The 12,856-nt window shown below is 60.7% G+C and carries 14 protein-coding genes; 3 read left to right on the top strand and 11 right to left on the bottom strand.

Annotated elements, in window-relative coordinates; all coding sequences use genetic code 11:
• Positions 1 to 9: 9 nt before the first annotated feature.
• The 5 genes from O987_RS10100 to phnC form a co-directional block, all read right to left on the bottom strand.
• Entirely contained in the window at positions 10 to 1,548 is a 1,539-nt protein-coding gene (locus O987_RS10100) for an IS3 family transposase (protein WP_003056089.1), read from the bottom strand.
• 577 nt (positions 1,549 to 2,125) lie between these two features.
• On the bottom strand, positions 2,126 to 3,109 hold the full coding sequence (locus O987_RS10095; protein ID WP_011517523.1) for an NAD(P)-dependent oxidoreductase: 984 nt from the start codon (positions 3,107 to 3,109) through the stop codon (positions 2,126 to 2,128).
• Between the two features lie 8 nt (positions 3,110 to 3,117).
• Positions 3,118 to 3,918 (bottom strand): phosphonate ABC transporter, permease protein PhnE, encoded by an 801-nt coding sequence (gene phnE, locus O987_RS10090; RefSeq protein ID WP_003056093.1) that lies wholly within the window; start codon positions 3,916 to 3,918, stop codon positions 3,118 to 3,120.
• The gene (gene phnD, locus O987_RS10085; RefSeq protein WP_003056094.1) at positions 3,915 to 4,793 is read right to left on the bottom strand and encodes a phosphate/phosphite/phosphonate ABC transporter substrate-binding protein; all 879 of its coding nucleotides are present in this window, start codon (positions 4,791 to 4,793) and stop codon (positions 3,915 to 3,917) included. The genes phnE and phnD overlap by 4 nt, the downstream gene beginning before the upstream one ends.
• A complete protein-coding gene (gene phnC, locus O987_RS10080) occupies positions 4,787 to 5,626 on the bottom strand; it encodes a phosphonate ABC transporter ATP-binding protein (protein ID WP_003056095.1) in 840 nt (279 codons plus the stop codon). Before phnC ends, phnD begins: the two co-directional genes overlap by 7 nt.
• 171 nt (positions 5,627 to 5,797) lie before the next feature.
• On the opposite strand from phnC, the gene O987_RS10075 reads away from it, so the two are divergent.
• From O987_RS10075 to O987_RS10065, 3 genes are all read left to right on the top strand, one after another.
• Positions 5,798 to 6,685: a LysR substrate-binding domain-containing protein gene (locus O987_RS10075; protein ID WP_027011074.1), complete on the top strand. Its 888-nt coding sequence runs from the start codon at positions 5,798 to 5,800 to the stop codon at positions 6,683 to 6,685.
• 115 nt (positions 6,686 to 6,800) lie between these two features.
• The gene (locus O987_RS27950; protein ID WP_076841736.1) at positions 6,801 to 7,292 is read left to right on the top strand and encodes an SCO family protein; all 492 of its coding nucleotides are present in this window, start codon (positions 6,801 to 6,803) and stop codon (positions 7,290 to 7,292) included.
• A gap of 26 nt (positions 7,293 to 7,318) precedes the next feature.
• Entirely contained in the window at positions 7,319 to 7,798 is a 480-nt protein-coding gene (locus tag O987_RS10065) for a copper chaperone PCu(A)C (RefSeq protein ID WP_003056114.1), read from the top strand.
• Between the two features lie 116 nt (positions 7,799 to 7,914).
• Here the strand turns inward: O987_RS10065 and O987_RS10060 are convergent, their stop codons facing one another.
• The 6 genes from O987_RS10060 to O987_RS10035 are packed head-to-tail and all read right to left on the bottom strand — an operon-like array spanning position 7,915 to position 12,854.
• Entirely contained in the window at positions 7,915 to 8,190 is a 276-nt protein-coding gene (locus O987_RS10060; RefSeq protein ID WP_003056116.1) for a DUF2274 domain-containing protein, read from the bottom strand.
• A complete protein-coding gene (locus O987_RS10055) occupies positions 8,187 to 9,455 on the bottom strand; it encodes a TrbI/VirB10 family protein (protein ID WP_003056119.1) in 1,269 nt (422 codons plus the stop codon). Before O987_RS10055 ends, O987_RS10060 begins: the two co-directional genes overlap by 4 nt.
• A gap of 2 nt (positions 9,456 to 9,457) precedes the next feature.
• Positions 9,458 to 10,459 (bottom strand): P-type conjugative transfer protein TrbG, encoded by a 1,002-nt coding sequence (gene trbG, locus O987_RS10050; RefSeq protein ID WP_003056120.1) that lies wholly within the window; start codon positions 10,457 to 10,459, stop codon positions 9,458 to 9,460.
• Positions 10,456 to 11,160, bottom strand: a complete 705-nt coding sequence (gene trbF / locus O987_RS10045) for a conjugal transfer protein TrbF (RefSeq protein WP_043372006.1) — start codon at positions 11,158 to 11,160, stop codon at positions 10,456 to 10,458. Before trbF ends, trbG begins: the two co-directional genes overlap by 4 nt.
• Before the next feature lie 18 nt (positions 11,161 to 11,178).
• The gene (trbL, locus tag O987_RS10040; RefSeq protein WP_043372004.1) at positions 11,179 to 12,531 is read right to left on the bottom strand and encodes a P-type conjugative transfer protein TrbL; all 1,353 of its coding nucleotides are present in this window, start codon (positions 12,529 to 12,531) and stop codon (positions 11,179 to 11,181) included.
• Positions 12,528 to 12,854 (bottom strand): hypothetical protein, encoded by a 327-nt coding sequence (locus O987_RS10035; RefSeq protein ID WP_003056123.1) that lies wholly within the window; start codon positions 12,852 to 12,854, stop codon positions 12,528 to 12,530. The genes trbL and O987_RS10035 overlap by 4 nt, the downstream gene beginning before the upstream one ends.
• Positions 12,855 to 12,856 lie beyond the last annotated feature (2 nt).

The following is a 12,856-nucleotide window of genomic DNA, read 5'->3' as shown; positions in this document are numbered from 1 at the left end:
GGACTGGTTTTATGCGGCTAGGCCAAGTTTGTGCCGGTATTCCACAGGACTTAAACGTCCCAGAGATACCTTGATACGTTTTTCGTTGTACCAACGAATGTACGCATCGACAGCTTCAATGAACTGCTCAATCGTTGTTGATTGCCAGTTGTTGGGATAGAACAGCTCCATCTTTAGCCTTCCAAAAAAGCCTTCGCACGCAGCGTTGTCTGGTGAGCACCCTTTGCGAGACATCGAGCGAGTCAACTTTGCATCATGGACCCTCGAGAGCCAGCCTGGCCAGCGGTAGTGAGCTCCACGATCAGAATGAATCACAGGGCGGCTCTCGCTGCCTTGAACAGCATCAATGGCCGCATCCAGCATTGTGTTGACGAGATGTGCGTTGGGATGAGTCCCAATCGACCAGCTCACCACCAGCCCGTCAAAGCAATCAATGACTGGCGACAGGTAAACCTTGCCAGCAGGAATCTGGAGTTCAGTAATGTCGGTGAGCCACTTCTCATTGGGCGCAGCGGCACGGAAGTCTCGATTGATGAGGTTTTGCGGGGCGGCACCTATCTCTCCAAGGTAGGAGTTATATCTGCGGCGTTTGGGCTTGGCCACGATCAACCCCTCCTGCTTCATCAGCCGACGAACCACCTTCTCTGAGATGCCCGTGCACTCCTTGAGCAGAGATGCCTGCACCCTGCGATATCCATAGCAACGGTAGTTGTTGTCGAAGATCTCTGTGATGCTTCGGCGTAAATCAACGTATTTGTCAGCCAGCTTCAGCCGAGCACGATGGTAAAAATACGAGCTTCTAGCAAGGCCAACAAGAGAAAGCAGTTCTGGCAATTCATACTGCCCGTGCAACGCTTCAACCAGCACAGCCTTATCTTTGTTTGCCAGCCTATGCAGATCAATGTCAGCCCCATTTTTTAAGATTTCATGGGCCTGCTTGAGAAGCTCACGTTCTATCTTCAGCCGCCGAACATCCTGGCGCAATGATTCAACTTGGCGCCTGAGTGCTGCTTCATCCAACACTGGCGATCGCTTTGGACTGTGTTTCATTGAGGCTGGGGCACAAGGGCCAAGCAACTGATTTTTCCAGTTGTACAAGGTCCCCCTACACACCCCTAACTTGTCCGCAATCTGCTGTGCACTTGATCGACGGGCACACAGCTGCACCACGCCCTCACACATCAAGGCATCAGGCTTTGTAGCCGGCCAAGATCTGCCTACTCTCGATTTGCAGGTGTCAGGGCAGTCTTGCCGAACCCACGCAGTCAACGTTCCTCGACCCGGATAACCCAAAGCCCTCATCGTTGCAGCAATACAGCGATCATGGGCGAGGTAATGAGCAATAGCCACCTGCCTTTGCTGCAGCGAATATTTTGGTGCTCTTGGAGCTTGGCTTGCTGGCAAATCCTGATGCTTCAGGTAGTGCTGATACCAGCCTTTCAATGCGTTCTTGGTTGGGTACCCCAACTGGCGAATCGTGGCTCTGACACGCAAGCCAAGCTTGATGTAAAGCGCAACTGCACGAATCCTGTCTGCGTATGAGTACATGAACTACCTCCCCTGGTAGTCCAAGTTTTTGTCCGCATCCCCGGCGGGTCAGTTCTGCGTGGAAATCAACAGCCTAGATTCATTGAGATGCATCAAAGCAGTCTATCGGCGACAACGCACCTCGTCGTCTGCGTGAACTCTAAGGCAGACCCTAAAGGGGCGAGGGAGACACTTTCGGCGGTGCATCTCAACACTCTGCGCAGTGCGGTTGTATTAGACCTAGGGTTCAGCCGTGCAGTCCAAGAACTCGCAAAGCAGCGTCACCTCTACTACGAGCCGAATGTAATGACCTCAGCTGAAACGTCCTGGGTTGAAACCACTATCAGAGGCCAAGAACGATCAGTGTTGTAGCCTGACCCCTCGAAGTATCTGGTGTTTGCCATGCGCCCATTTGGGCTTACCCCATGAGCTGCGCCGTGCAGAGAACATCATCGCTAAACCACTTCGATGATGACTCAAGTCATTTCCCCTTGGCGAGCAGGATGGCATCACACGGGCAGGTTGCACCCAGCCATAGGACATAGGCTCTGAAGCCGCGCCCATTTCAGCTGGCGTGCAAACCGCCGAGCAACCATACCTATGCTGCCGCGCTGGCCTCGACAGCAACATCACTCAAACTCTCGCCCCTGAGTGAGCGGACTAGGTTCTCAGCAGCCCGCATTTCAATTTCGAACCGTACGCGTCTCACAGCCGAGCCGATGTGGGGAGTGAGTACTGTTCTGGCGTTGTTGGTCAATCCCGGATGAATTTCGCGAGGTCTGTCTGGAAGTAGCCAATCTTCCATCTCATAGACGTCAGCGGCGTACGCGCCAAGTTGCTCATTCGCCAAGGCATCGACAACCGCCCTTTCGTCGACCACAGACCCCCTACCCACGTTTACAAGGATCTGGCCCTTTTTCGATAGTTGAAGCATCCTGGAGTCAACCAGGTGGCGCGTATCGCTAACAAGAGGCACTGCCAGGAACACATAGTCCGATGTGCTGACAGCCTCATCAAGCGTGACCAGTTCGACCTGATCTAGACGCACACTTGGGTCTACACCAAGCAGCCGCGCGCAGCCAAAGCCCGCGAGTCGCGCCAATATGGCCTGCCCAACTTTTCCGAGACCGATCACGCTGGCCACCGACCCATGAAGCCCGGTTCCGTATAGAGCTGGCCTCCACCCAGAGTAGCCTGCTCTTGTAGCGGCGTCACCCTGAAGCACGTTCCTGCCAGCAGCAATAGCCAATCCGATGGCCAGCTCGGCTGTGGGCTCTGTGAGGAGGTCAGGAACAAAGGTGACGCTCACCCCGGCTTGTGCGCAAGCCCTCAGGTCGAAGTTGTCGTACCCCTTGAGTGCACAGGAGATGGTCTTGAGCCTGGGAGCGTTCAGCAGCGACTCTTTGGTCACACTGTCTGTCATGAAGGCCATCATGGCATCAGCATCCACGAGGTACTCCCTGAGCTGGCTGGGGCTCCAGGGGTCAGGCCCTGGATTCATGATGACCTCACCCTCAGCCTGGAGCTTCCTTAGAACCTCTTCATGAACTGGCTGCGTTACGACGATTTTCCGATGATTCATTTTTCGATTTACTTGAGACGCTTTCGCAGCATCGATCCAATGCTGTCAACCACGAGGACACAGGCAAGAATCGACAGAAGGATGGCTGAGACCTCGTCATACTTGACAAGGCGAAGTGCTGCCATCAACTCGAAGCCGATGCCACCTGCACCGACAATGCCAAGTACTGCGGAGGCCCTGAAGTGGTACTCCCAGCGATAGATGGTTATGTCTGCCAACTGTGGAAGGACTTGGGGGATAACGGCATGCGAGATGACCTGAAAGCGGCTTGCGCCTACCGCAGCAGCTGCTTCAAGTGGCTTCGGATCCACGTGCTCAATGGCTTCCGCGTAAAACTTTGCGACCATTCCCGTGGAATGCAACGCTAGTGCGAGCACCCCAGGTAGAGCACCAAACCCTACGGCTGCCACGAACAGAATGCCAAGAATGATTTCTGGCACGGACCGGAATGCCGCCAGGATGACTCTGGCCACTCTTCCCACCAAAGGATTGGGGGTGGTGTTTGGAGCCGCCAGGAGCGCCAGCGGAAGTGAAAGCACGATAGTCAGTGCTGTGCCGGCAATCGACATCGCCAAGGTGTCCCTCAGCGGGATGACCCAGTGCTCCCAGCGGTCGAAGTTGGGAGGGACCATCTCAGATGAGAGCTGCTTGACAGCCGGGGCGCCTTCGATGAACCGCTGTGCATCGAAGAACCCCGTGACGTACAGGGCTACAAGGCAAACCAGAAGGACGAACGCTGTATTGCGCAGTCCAATGAACTGCTCCCGCTTGTCGCGACTGATGATGTTCTCGAATGCAGCCGAGGTCATTGCATACGGCCCAAATCAAGCTTCAGGATGGTTGCGGTATCCCTAAGGACGTCATATGCAGCGTCATCAGTGGCGGCAAACGCCTGGACACGAAACGCCTTGAGCACCTCAGCATCCTTCATGTCCAGAAAGGCAGAGCGGATGGCAGCTTTGAGCTCAGGCTTGAGGTCCCCCTGCATGACGACCGGATAGTTTGGAATGGGAGCAGAAAGGTCAAGCTGAACAATCTTCGTGGCATCAATGCTTCCTCGAGCGATGAGGTTGTCCAGAATCGGCTTGGACAGAGCCCCGGCTGGAATCTGACCCGACTGCACCGCACGTGCGACCGCGTCATGTGCCCCAAGGTGAACTGGCCGATAGTCCTTCTCACCATCAAGCTTGTACTTCTTGAGCAGGTGTGCACGTGGTGCAAGGTGGCTTGATGTGGACGCCTGGTCGCCAAATCCGAAGGGCTTGCCGCGCACGTCTTCAAGCGTTTTCACCGGCCCTCCGGCCGTTGCGATGAGGACCGACTGGTATGTGGGCGACCCACGTTCAACGCCCACCGCAAAGGGCTCAATCCCGGACGCCTTAGATTTGGCCAAAACGTACGAAAACGGTCCAAAGTACGCTACCTCAATCCGACCGAACCGCATTGCCTCGATCATCGAGGAGTAATCGGTAGTCACCACAATCTCAACATCCTTCTTGAGCTGCTGTTCAAGATAGCGCTTAAGAGGCTGCGCGTTCTGGATGATGCTGGCAGCGTTCTCATCTGGAAGAAGGGCGACACGAAGCTTTGATGGATCCTTTCCCTGCGCATGAGCCCACAGAGGAAGGAGTGCAGCAAAAGAAGCTGCGCTGACAACAAGAGAGAAGTTACGGCGATTCAGCATGGCAAGAGCTCCTTGGTTTGACTGGATTGAAGAGTTCGGGGGCTATCAGTGGACGCACTCGTGTTGGAAGCGTTGGACTGCTTTGCATAGAGGTTCCGCGCAACATCAGGACTCAGCTGCTCTGCCCTACCCTCGAATACAACAGCTCCCTGGCGGAGCCCAATGATTCGGTCTGCAAACGAGCGCGCGAGCTCCACCTGGTGAAGACTCACGATTGCGGTGAGGTGGTCCTTTTTGCAGATCTCATGCAACAAGGTGAGCACGCTATGTGCGGTTGCCGGGTCCAGGCTGGCAACAGGCTCATCGGCCAGCAGGATTCGTGGCTTCTGTATTAGCGCCCTAGCTATGCCTACGCGCTGCTGCTGCCCCCCAGACAAGGCATCAGCCCGGGAGAGCGCCTTTTCGAGCAGCCCGACACGCTCAATCACTGTGAGCGCCTCCAGCTTGTCCTTCTTGCTCCACGGCCATAGCGAAGCGAATGCACCCCTGTCACCGAGCTTTCCCATCAGAACATTCCTGAGGACCGACTGACGTCCAATCAGATGATGCTGCTGGAAAACCATCCCACAGCGCTTGCGGTGCTCTCTCAGCGTCTTTGCGTTGACTACCCCACCTGCCAGGCCAGGTATCGATACCTCGCCTTTTGTGGGCAGCACCAGTCCATTGATGCTTCGTAACAAGGTGGACTTCCCTGCGCCCGAGGCGCCCAGAAGCACCAAAAACTCTCCCTGCTTCACATCCAGACTCGTCGGGTGCAAGGCCACGGTCGAGTCAACGTAGCGGACGGAAACTCCCTTGAGACTCAGAACGTCTCGGTCCTTCTCCAACTTCATGTTGTTACCTTTGCAAGTTTCTGCCTGCGAGCAGCGCGAGAGCGCTTATGACGCACATTTGCCGCAGAAAGAAGTTCGATACGGCTAGGCATGCGTGCAGTTTGTTCGTGGAACGTGTCATCAATATGAAACTTGCACCCCGAAAAATAGGGGTATCTATAGATAACACCTATGTCTGGACTCACGCTACTTGCGGCTTTGAAAGCCTTTGATGCGACGGCAAGGGCCGGAAGCATGACTGCTGCTGCGAAGCTGCTTGATCTACAGCAGCCCACCATCTCAGCGCATATTCAGCGCCTGGAGAATGAGTACGGCGTGGAGCTTTTTCTTCGTCAAGGCCGCCGGCTTGAGCTGACTACCTTTGGCAGGACTCTGCTGGACTACACGCGGCGGGCATTCAGCGGCGAGGAAGATGCGCACGCCCTTTTGGCAGCAGCCAAAAACCGATTCGTCGGGCGTCTTGTGATTCACGCGATCGGCCCGTACAACGTAGTCCCTGTTCTGAAGGCCTTCGGGAGCCGCCATCCCCAGGTCGAGGTCTCTGTCCGTGTAGGCGACTCCCGCTCAATCACGGAAAAGCTCCTCGACTACCAGGGTGATGTCGGCGTGGTCCTCAATCACGCCGAGCACCCCGAACTCCATTGCATGCCATACAGGTCACAGCGCCTGGTGGTCTTTGCGAACCGAGAGCACGCCCTAGCCCGGTGCGGTGAGATAGTGCTCAAGGACCTTCAGAGCCAGCGCTTCGTCATACGTGAGGAAGGTTCAACGACAAGAAGAGTCTTCGAGAGCGAGCTAATTGCCCGCAATATCAACATCCAGGTTGCGCTGGAGATGGGAAGCCGGGAGGCTGTCCGCGAGGCAGTCGCACAAGGAATAGGACTAGGCGTCGTTGCCGAGACAGCCTATGTTCCAGATCCGCGTCTTGTGAAGCTGAAGATTCTGGATACAGCAATGGCCACCCACGTCGACTTCATCTGTCGTCGCGAACGACAGAACGCTCCGCTGATAGCAACGATTTTCGACTTGGCAAAAGAGGTGAGAAGAGGCCTGGCCTAAAGATTCACGAACTTGGCGACAGGGCCCGAGTGGATCATTCATGCCAAGCCTATCGTTAGCAGCCATGCTGTCAGTCAAACAGGCCTGAGACGTCCCCACGTACAAAGGTGTCGATCTGACCGGTGCAACCTATGCCACGGACATCCGGCTCTCCGACCCGGATGGCAATGAGCGCACGCTGGCGGACTTCCGAGGCAAGGCCATCCTGGTCTTCTTCGGCTTCACTCAGTGCCCAGATGTCTGCCCGACGGCCCTGGCGCGGGCGGCCGAGGTCAAGCGGCTTCTCGGCCCCGACGGCGAGCGCTTCCAGACACTGTTCGTCACGGTCGATCCCGAGCGCGACACGCCCGAGGTGCTCAAAGCCTACACGGCTGCATTCGACCCCAGCTTTATCGGTCTGTACGGCGACCTGGAACGCACCGCACAGATCGCCAAGGACTTCAAGGTCTACTACAAGAAAATGCCGACGGGATCGTCCTACACCATGGACCACACATCGCTCAGCTACGTCTACGACCCGCTAGGAAAGCTGCGCTTGGCCCTGCGCCATGAGCAACCCGCCCAAGACTATGCGGACGACATCCGCAAGCTCTTGAACCCTGCCTGACCCTCTATCCCCTCAAGGAGAACACCATGAAACTCGTCATCCGCACAGCCATCGTCGCCGCCTCGCTGCTCGCGGCCACCGCCCAGGCGCAAGTCACCGTCAAAGATGCCTGGGTGCGCGCCACCGTACCGCAACAGAAAGCCACCGGCGCCTTCATGCAGTTGAAGGCAACCAAGAATAGCAAGCTGGTCTCGGCCAGCTCGCCGCTTACGCCCGCCGTCGAGGTCCACGAGATGGCCATGCAGGACAACGTGATGAAGATGCGCCAGGTGCCGGCCGTCGAGCTGCCCGCAGGCAAGACCGTGGAACTCAAGCCCGGCGGCTACCACGTGATGCTGATGGACCTGAAGCAGCAGGTGAAGGAAGGCGACACGGTGCCTCTGACCCTCGTCATCGAGGGCCCGGACGGCAAGCGCGAATCGGTCGAAGTGAAGGCTCCCGTGCGTGCGCTCAACGCCAGCGCCCAGCCGGCTGGCCACGATGCCCAGGGCGGCCACAAGCACTGAAGCACTTGGCGGGTGGGTGAATGGCGCACCTGTAGCACACCCCACCGCTTGCAGCCCTCGAAATTCGAAGCCGCGATGCCAACTCCCGCAACCTAGGTCACGCATAGCCAAAAAGCTCACGGCGTACGGCAACCGGAGATGGTTACTCCACCAGCGTTTTGCAATGCGTGTTTACTAGCGCTGTTTCTCTGAAACCCACGGTCTCCTTGCATGAAGGCCTCTAGCATGTGCGGGATCAGCGTCGTGGCATCGACCGCTTCGCCGTACACCTGCGCGTGCAGCGCGGCGTAACGGTCGAGGTCGGCTTTCAGGCTGACCGGGCACGCAAAGGCCAGCTTGACGCTCTCGACCTTGGGCAGCGGCCCAAGCCGCAACTTCCTGGTGGTGTTCATTTCGCAATTCCACGGTTGAAGAACATAGGCTGGTACGGCCGCAGCACAAAATCGCGGTTGACGATGATCCGCACCGGCAGGCCCGGCCGCTCGGTCAGCGTCGGCTGGATGTTCATGTTGCGCCGGGTCATCTCTTGGCCGACCTGGTTGATGCTGTCCTGCGCGCTATCGCGCCCAGCGATCACGATGCGGTTGCCATCCTGCCGGTTTTCCGGTGCGGCCAACTCGGCACCCACGCCCAGCAGGGTCGTCAGCGCCGCACCCGCGAAGACGCGATCCCAATGCCAATCGACGCCATCCTCCAGGCCGGAATAGCCGGCAGGGTCAGTGCCCGCCAGGTTGTCTAGCTTCAGCGAGGACGTGTCCGGCAGGATGACGCGGTTCCACACCACCTGTACGCGGCTCTGCCCGTAGCTCACCTGGCTGTTGTACTTGCCCAGGATGCGCGATCCCTGTGGGATCAGCAGGAACTTGCCAGTGGCCGTGTCATAGACCGGCTCCGTCACCGTGGCTATCACGTCGCCCGGCAGATCGGACTTGATGCCCGTCACCAGCGCGCCCGCGATCACCGTTCCCGCCATGACCTGATACGGCGAGGCCGGCATCTGGAGATTGCCGGAATTGCGGGTTTCCGTAGAACCGCCTTTCAGGAAAGCCTCTTTCTGGTCTTGCCGGTTCTGCACGGCTGTCGGGTCGGATGGCTGGGCCGCCGTCGAGGCCGGGCCAGCGGCCAGCGGGTCGAAGCCCGCCAAGGCGCTGCCGGGCGCAGCCGCAGCGGCTTGCGCCGTGACCGGCGCGGTGGCCTTGCCTTGGTTGCCCGAGCGGAAAAACACCGACGAGTTCGCCGCCGCATCGGCCTCCTTGCGCCACGCATCCGCCGGATCATGTCCCGGCGGTGCGTAGGCCGGCGTCACCGGCTGCTGCGACTTCACGATGGCTGGGCCGAGATCACCCGGCAGCGGCGGCCCCAGCTCGGGCACCTTCGGCGGCAGCTTCGAGTAGTCGGCCGGCAGACCATCCAGCCCCTCGGACTTCGAGACGCGATCGACGTTGTAAAGCTCGGTCTGCTCGCCCGTGCCGCGCCGGTGCGGCTGCAATGACCAGATCGTGGCCCCGAGCACGGCGACCGACAGGACGCCGACGAGGATGGCCAGCGTGCGCCGGTTCAGGCGCGTGACCGGGCGCGGCTGGGCGCGCAGCGCCACCGCCTCGGGCGCGACCTTGCCCGCCTGCGCCGCAAGATCAGGGGAATCGTCCTGGCTCATGGTCAGTTCCTCCGTGTGCCGTCCGTGCGCTCAATCCGCACCACGTCGCCTTTGTCCCCGCCCAGGCGCAGTTCGGCCGCGCCGAACAGGCGATCAACGATGTAGTACGGCGCACGGAATCGGTAGTTCACCAGTTGCCCGTCGCCTTGCGCGCCGATCACGAACAGCGGCGGCAGCTCGCCCTGGGCGATGCCGGGCGGGAACTGGATGTAGACCTTCTCGCCGTCATCGAAAGCACGCAGCGGCTTCCACGGCGGATTGCTGCCGCTGATGGCATAGCGGAAACGGATCTTCTCCAGCGACAGGCCGCTATCGACCGGGGCGGCGGCGCTGGCCGCCTGCGCCTGGCGCTGCAAGGCCAGCATCTTGTCCTTCGGGTACTCCCAGGACACCGACGCCATCCACGTCTTTTCGGTCGAAGTCAGCTCCAGCAGATACGTCCGGCGGCTGGTGGTGATGACCAGATTGGTCTTCAAGCCCGAGCGGATCGGCTTGACCATCACGTTGACGCGCAGAGCCTCACCGCTGCCGCTCGACGTGTCCCCGACGATCCAGCGCACCGTGTCGCCGGCCGCGACCGTCACCAGTTCCTCGCCGGGCTGCAGCGAAACCACCGTCACGCGGCCCACGGCCGCATAGAGCTGGTAAAGCGCGCCATCGGTAAAGGGCCAGACCTGGATCGCGTTGACGTAGCCTTCGCGCGTGGGCGCGACACGGGCCTCGGCATTGGCGCGCGAGACGCGCACTTTCTCATCCGCGGGTTCCGGCGCGGGCTTGGCCTCCTCGGTCTCTGGCAGTGGTTTCAACTGCGACGGCAGCGCGAGCGGCTGCGGCACCGTGACCACCTCCACCGGTTTTGGTGGCTCCGGCAGCGGCTGGGCCTGCACCGGCTCATCGAGCGAAATGGTCGGTGGCGGCTTGCCCTGAGTAGCGCAGCCAGAGAACAGCACGGTCGAAGCCAGAAGCATCACCGGCAAGGCGGATTTACGGAAAAGATCATTCATGGTTTTGCTCCTTCGTTAGCTTCCAGTTCGCGGCTCCACGACAGCCCGTTGACGTAGATGCCCAGGGGGTTCTTGCGCAGACGCTGCTCGGTGCGCGGGGTTTGCAGCACCGTGGAAATCACCGCGTTCCAGCGTTCGGTGCGATCCAGCGCGCCATTGACGAAGCGCGTTTCCGTCCAGCGCACGTTGAAAGACGTGTCGCTGGCGCGGGTCACGCTGGTGATCTGCACCGTCACCGACTCCTTGCCGATGCGCGCGAACGGGTCATTCGTGCGGGCGTACTCGTTGAGCACGACCGCGCCTTTGTCGGTCGTGTAGTCGTAGGCATCGAGCCAGTTCTGCCGCACCACGATGGGGTCGATGGACAGCGAGCGCACCAGGCCGATGAAGCGGCCCAGGTGGTAGGCGATCTGCGCATCGCTGGGCTTGTAGGGCGTGGCGGCCTCGCCGACAGCGCGCACCTGGCCCGCGTTGTCCACCTCAATGACGTAGGGCGTGACGATGGACTGCGCCGAGCGCCAGACTAGGCCGCCCGCCATCAGCACGGCCAGCGTGAGGCAGCCAAAGGCCATGAAACGCCAGTTTCTGGCCTGCACGCGGGCCGAGCCGATGCACTCGTCCCAAACCTGGGCGGCGGATTGATACGGAGTAGCAGGCTGTGGCGTATCGGCGTAGCGCACCTGCGGTCGTTTGAATCGCATGGGAGTTCTCCTTGAAGATCAGGAATCGGAATCGCGCAGGCTCGGGCCTTGGCTGGAGCTGCCGCCATCGCCGCCGCGCAGCGTGTGGGCGGCGGTCGTCGCGGCATGGGTGAGCTGCTGCCTGCGATGCAGGCGCTTGGCCCAGGCGGGTTGCGCGGTGGATGGGGTTGGCTCGTTTGCAGCCTGTGCGGCACCGCCCCCTGACGCCGATCCGGCGTCATCGGGCCGGAAGGCGGCGGCGACACGCTCCTTCATCGAGCGCGCACCATCAGCCACCTTCTGCCCGGCCGCCTGCGCGCCGGTCTTGGCGACATTGCCCACGCCGGCGGCGGCGCCCTTGAGGCCACCGCCGGCGGATGCAGAACCCGCCTGAAACGCCGACCGCGCGCTGCTGGCGGCCCCAGTGGCGGCACGCGCTCCGCTACCGGCCAGCTTGGCGGCTGCGGGCGCCATGCGCGCCCCGGCGGCGACTGCGCCGCCGACGCCCGTAGCCGCAGCGCCCACGGCAACAGCAGCGCCGGCCGCGCCCAGCGCCGCACCGGCCATCGCACCTGCGCCGAGCTGCGGGCTGCCGGACACCAGCCCGGTTGCAATGCCCGGCCCGAAGATGCCCAAGGCCAGCAGCGTCAGCGAGGCCAGCATCACGACCACGGAGTGGTCGATGGATGGTTCGGCGGGCTGTACCTGAAACTCGGCGAACAGGCCCGAGCCGATGCCCACGATCACCGCCAGCACCAGCACCTTGATGCCGGACGACACCACGTTGCCCAGCACCTTCTCGGCGAGAAATGCGGTCTTGTTCCAGAGCGCGAACGGCACCAGCACGAAGCCGGCAAGCGTGGTCAGCTTGAACTCGATCAGCGTGATGAAAAGCTGGATCGCCAGCACGAAGAAGCACAGCAGGACGATCAGCCAAGCGAGGAACATCACGACGATGGGCGTGATGTTCACGAAGACTTCGGGGAAGCCCGCCATGTCGCCGATCTGTTTCAGGATCGGCGCACCGGCGTCGATGCCGACCTTCGCCAGCCGGCCCGGTTGCAGGAAGTTCTCCATGCTCAGGGTCGAGCCGCTGGCCGTCAGGCCCAGCCCGGCGAAGGAGCGGAACACGATGCCAGCCAACCAGTTGAAGTTGCCGATGATGTAGGCGAAGGCGCCGACGTACAGCACCTTGCGGATCAGCTTGGCGATCACGTCCTCGCCCTGGCCGGTGGCATGGCTCATCGCCCAGAACAGCCCGGCGAGCGTCATGTCGATGACGATCAGCGTGGCGGTCAGAAACGCCACTTCGCCGTGCAACAGGCCAAAGCCCGAGTCGATGTAGCGCGAGAAGGTGTCAAGGAAGCGGTCGATGACCGTCACGTCGTTCATGGCGAGTCCTCCTGCCCAGGCAGAGCGATTGCCGCGCTGCCATCGGCGGGTTCATCGAAGCTGGGCGGGATCGGCGGCAGGTCGGCCAGCGTCTGGTACTCATTCGGCCCGGCCTGGCCGGAGAGAAAGCGCCGCAGGTCGGCCTGTGCCACCTGCGCGCAAAACGCGCCGTCGTGCGCGCCCGCGCGGCACTGCGCGCGCAGCGCGTGCAACCGGGCCGGGTCGGCGGCGAGCGCATTCACCGACACTTGCTGCGGCCGGTCACAGCCGGCCAGCACCAGCGCATGAATGGCGAAAGCAAACACGACGGGCGTGCGTTGCATGG

This window comes from Comamonas testosteroni TK102 (assembly GCF_000739375.1).
GTDB classification, from domain to species: domain Bacteria; phylum Pseudomonadota; class Gammaproteobacteria; order Burkholderiales; family Burkholderiaceae_C; genus Comamonas; species Comamonas brasiliensis.
Note: the sequence above shows the minus strand (reverse complement) of the source record. Positions and strands in the feature narration are given on the sequence as shown.

Bases quoted from the DNA above. Each gene is read 5' to 3' on its own strand.
- phnD (WP_003056094.1), bottom strand. From the start codon at position 4,793: ATGCTGAATCGCCGTAACTTCTCTCTTGTTGTCAGCGCAGCTTCTTTT.
- phnC (WP_003056095.1), bottom strand. From the start codon at position 5,626: ATGAAGTTGGAGAAGGACCGAGACGTTCTGAGTCTCAAGGGAGTTTCC.
- trbL (WP_043372004.1), bottom strand. From the start codon at position 12,531: ATGAACGACGTGACGGTCATCGACCGCTTCCTTGACACCTTCTCGCGC.
- phnE (WP_003056093.1), bottom strand. From the start codon at position 3,918: ATGACCTCGGCTGCATTCGAGAACATCATCAGTCGCGACAAGCGGGAG.
- O987_RS10060 (WP_003056116.1), bottom strand. From the start codon at position 8,190: ATGAACACCACCAGGAAGTTGCGGCTTGGGCCGCTGCCCAAGGTCGAG.
- O987_RS10065 (WP_003056114.1), top strand. From the start codon at position 7,319: ATGAAACTCGTCATCCGCACAGCCATCGTCGCCGCCTCGCTGCTCGCG.
- O987_RS10095 (WP_011517523.1), bottom strand. From the start codon at position 3,109: ATGAATCATCGGAAAATCGTCGTAACGCAGCCAGTTCATGAAGAGGTT.
- O987_RS10100 (WP_003056089.1), bottom strand. From the start codon at position 1,548: ATGTACTCATACGCAGACAGGATTCGTGCAGTTGCGCTTTACATCAAG.
- O987_RS10075 (WP_027011074.1), top strand. From the start codon at position 5,798: ATGTCTGGACTCACGCTACTTGCGGCTTTGAAAGCCTTTGATGCGACG.
- trbF (WP_043372006.1), bottom strand. From the start codon at position 11,160: ATGCGATTCAAACGACCGCAGGTGCGCTACGCCGATACGCCACAGCCT.
- O987_RS10055 (WP_003056119.1), bottom strand. From the start codon at position 9,455: ATGAGCCAGGACGATTCCCCTGATCTTGCGGCGCAGGCGGGCAAGGTC.
- trbG (WP_003056120.1), bottom strand. From the start codon at position 10,459: ATGAATGATCTTTTCCGTAAATCCGCCTTGCCGGTGATGCTTCTGGCT.
- O987_RS10035 (WP_003056123.1), bottom strand. From the start codon at position 12,854: ATGCAACGCACGCCCGTCGTGTTTGCTTTCGCCATTCATGCGCTGGTG.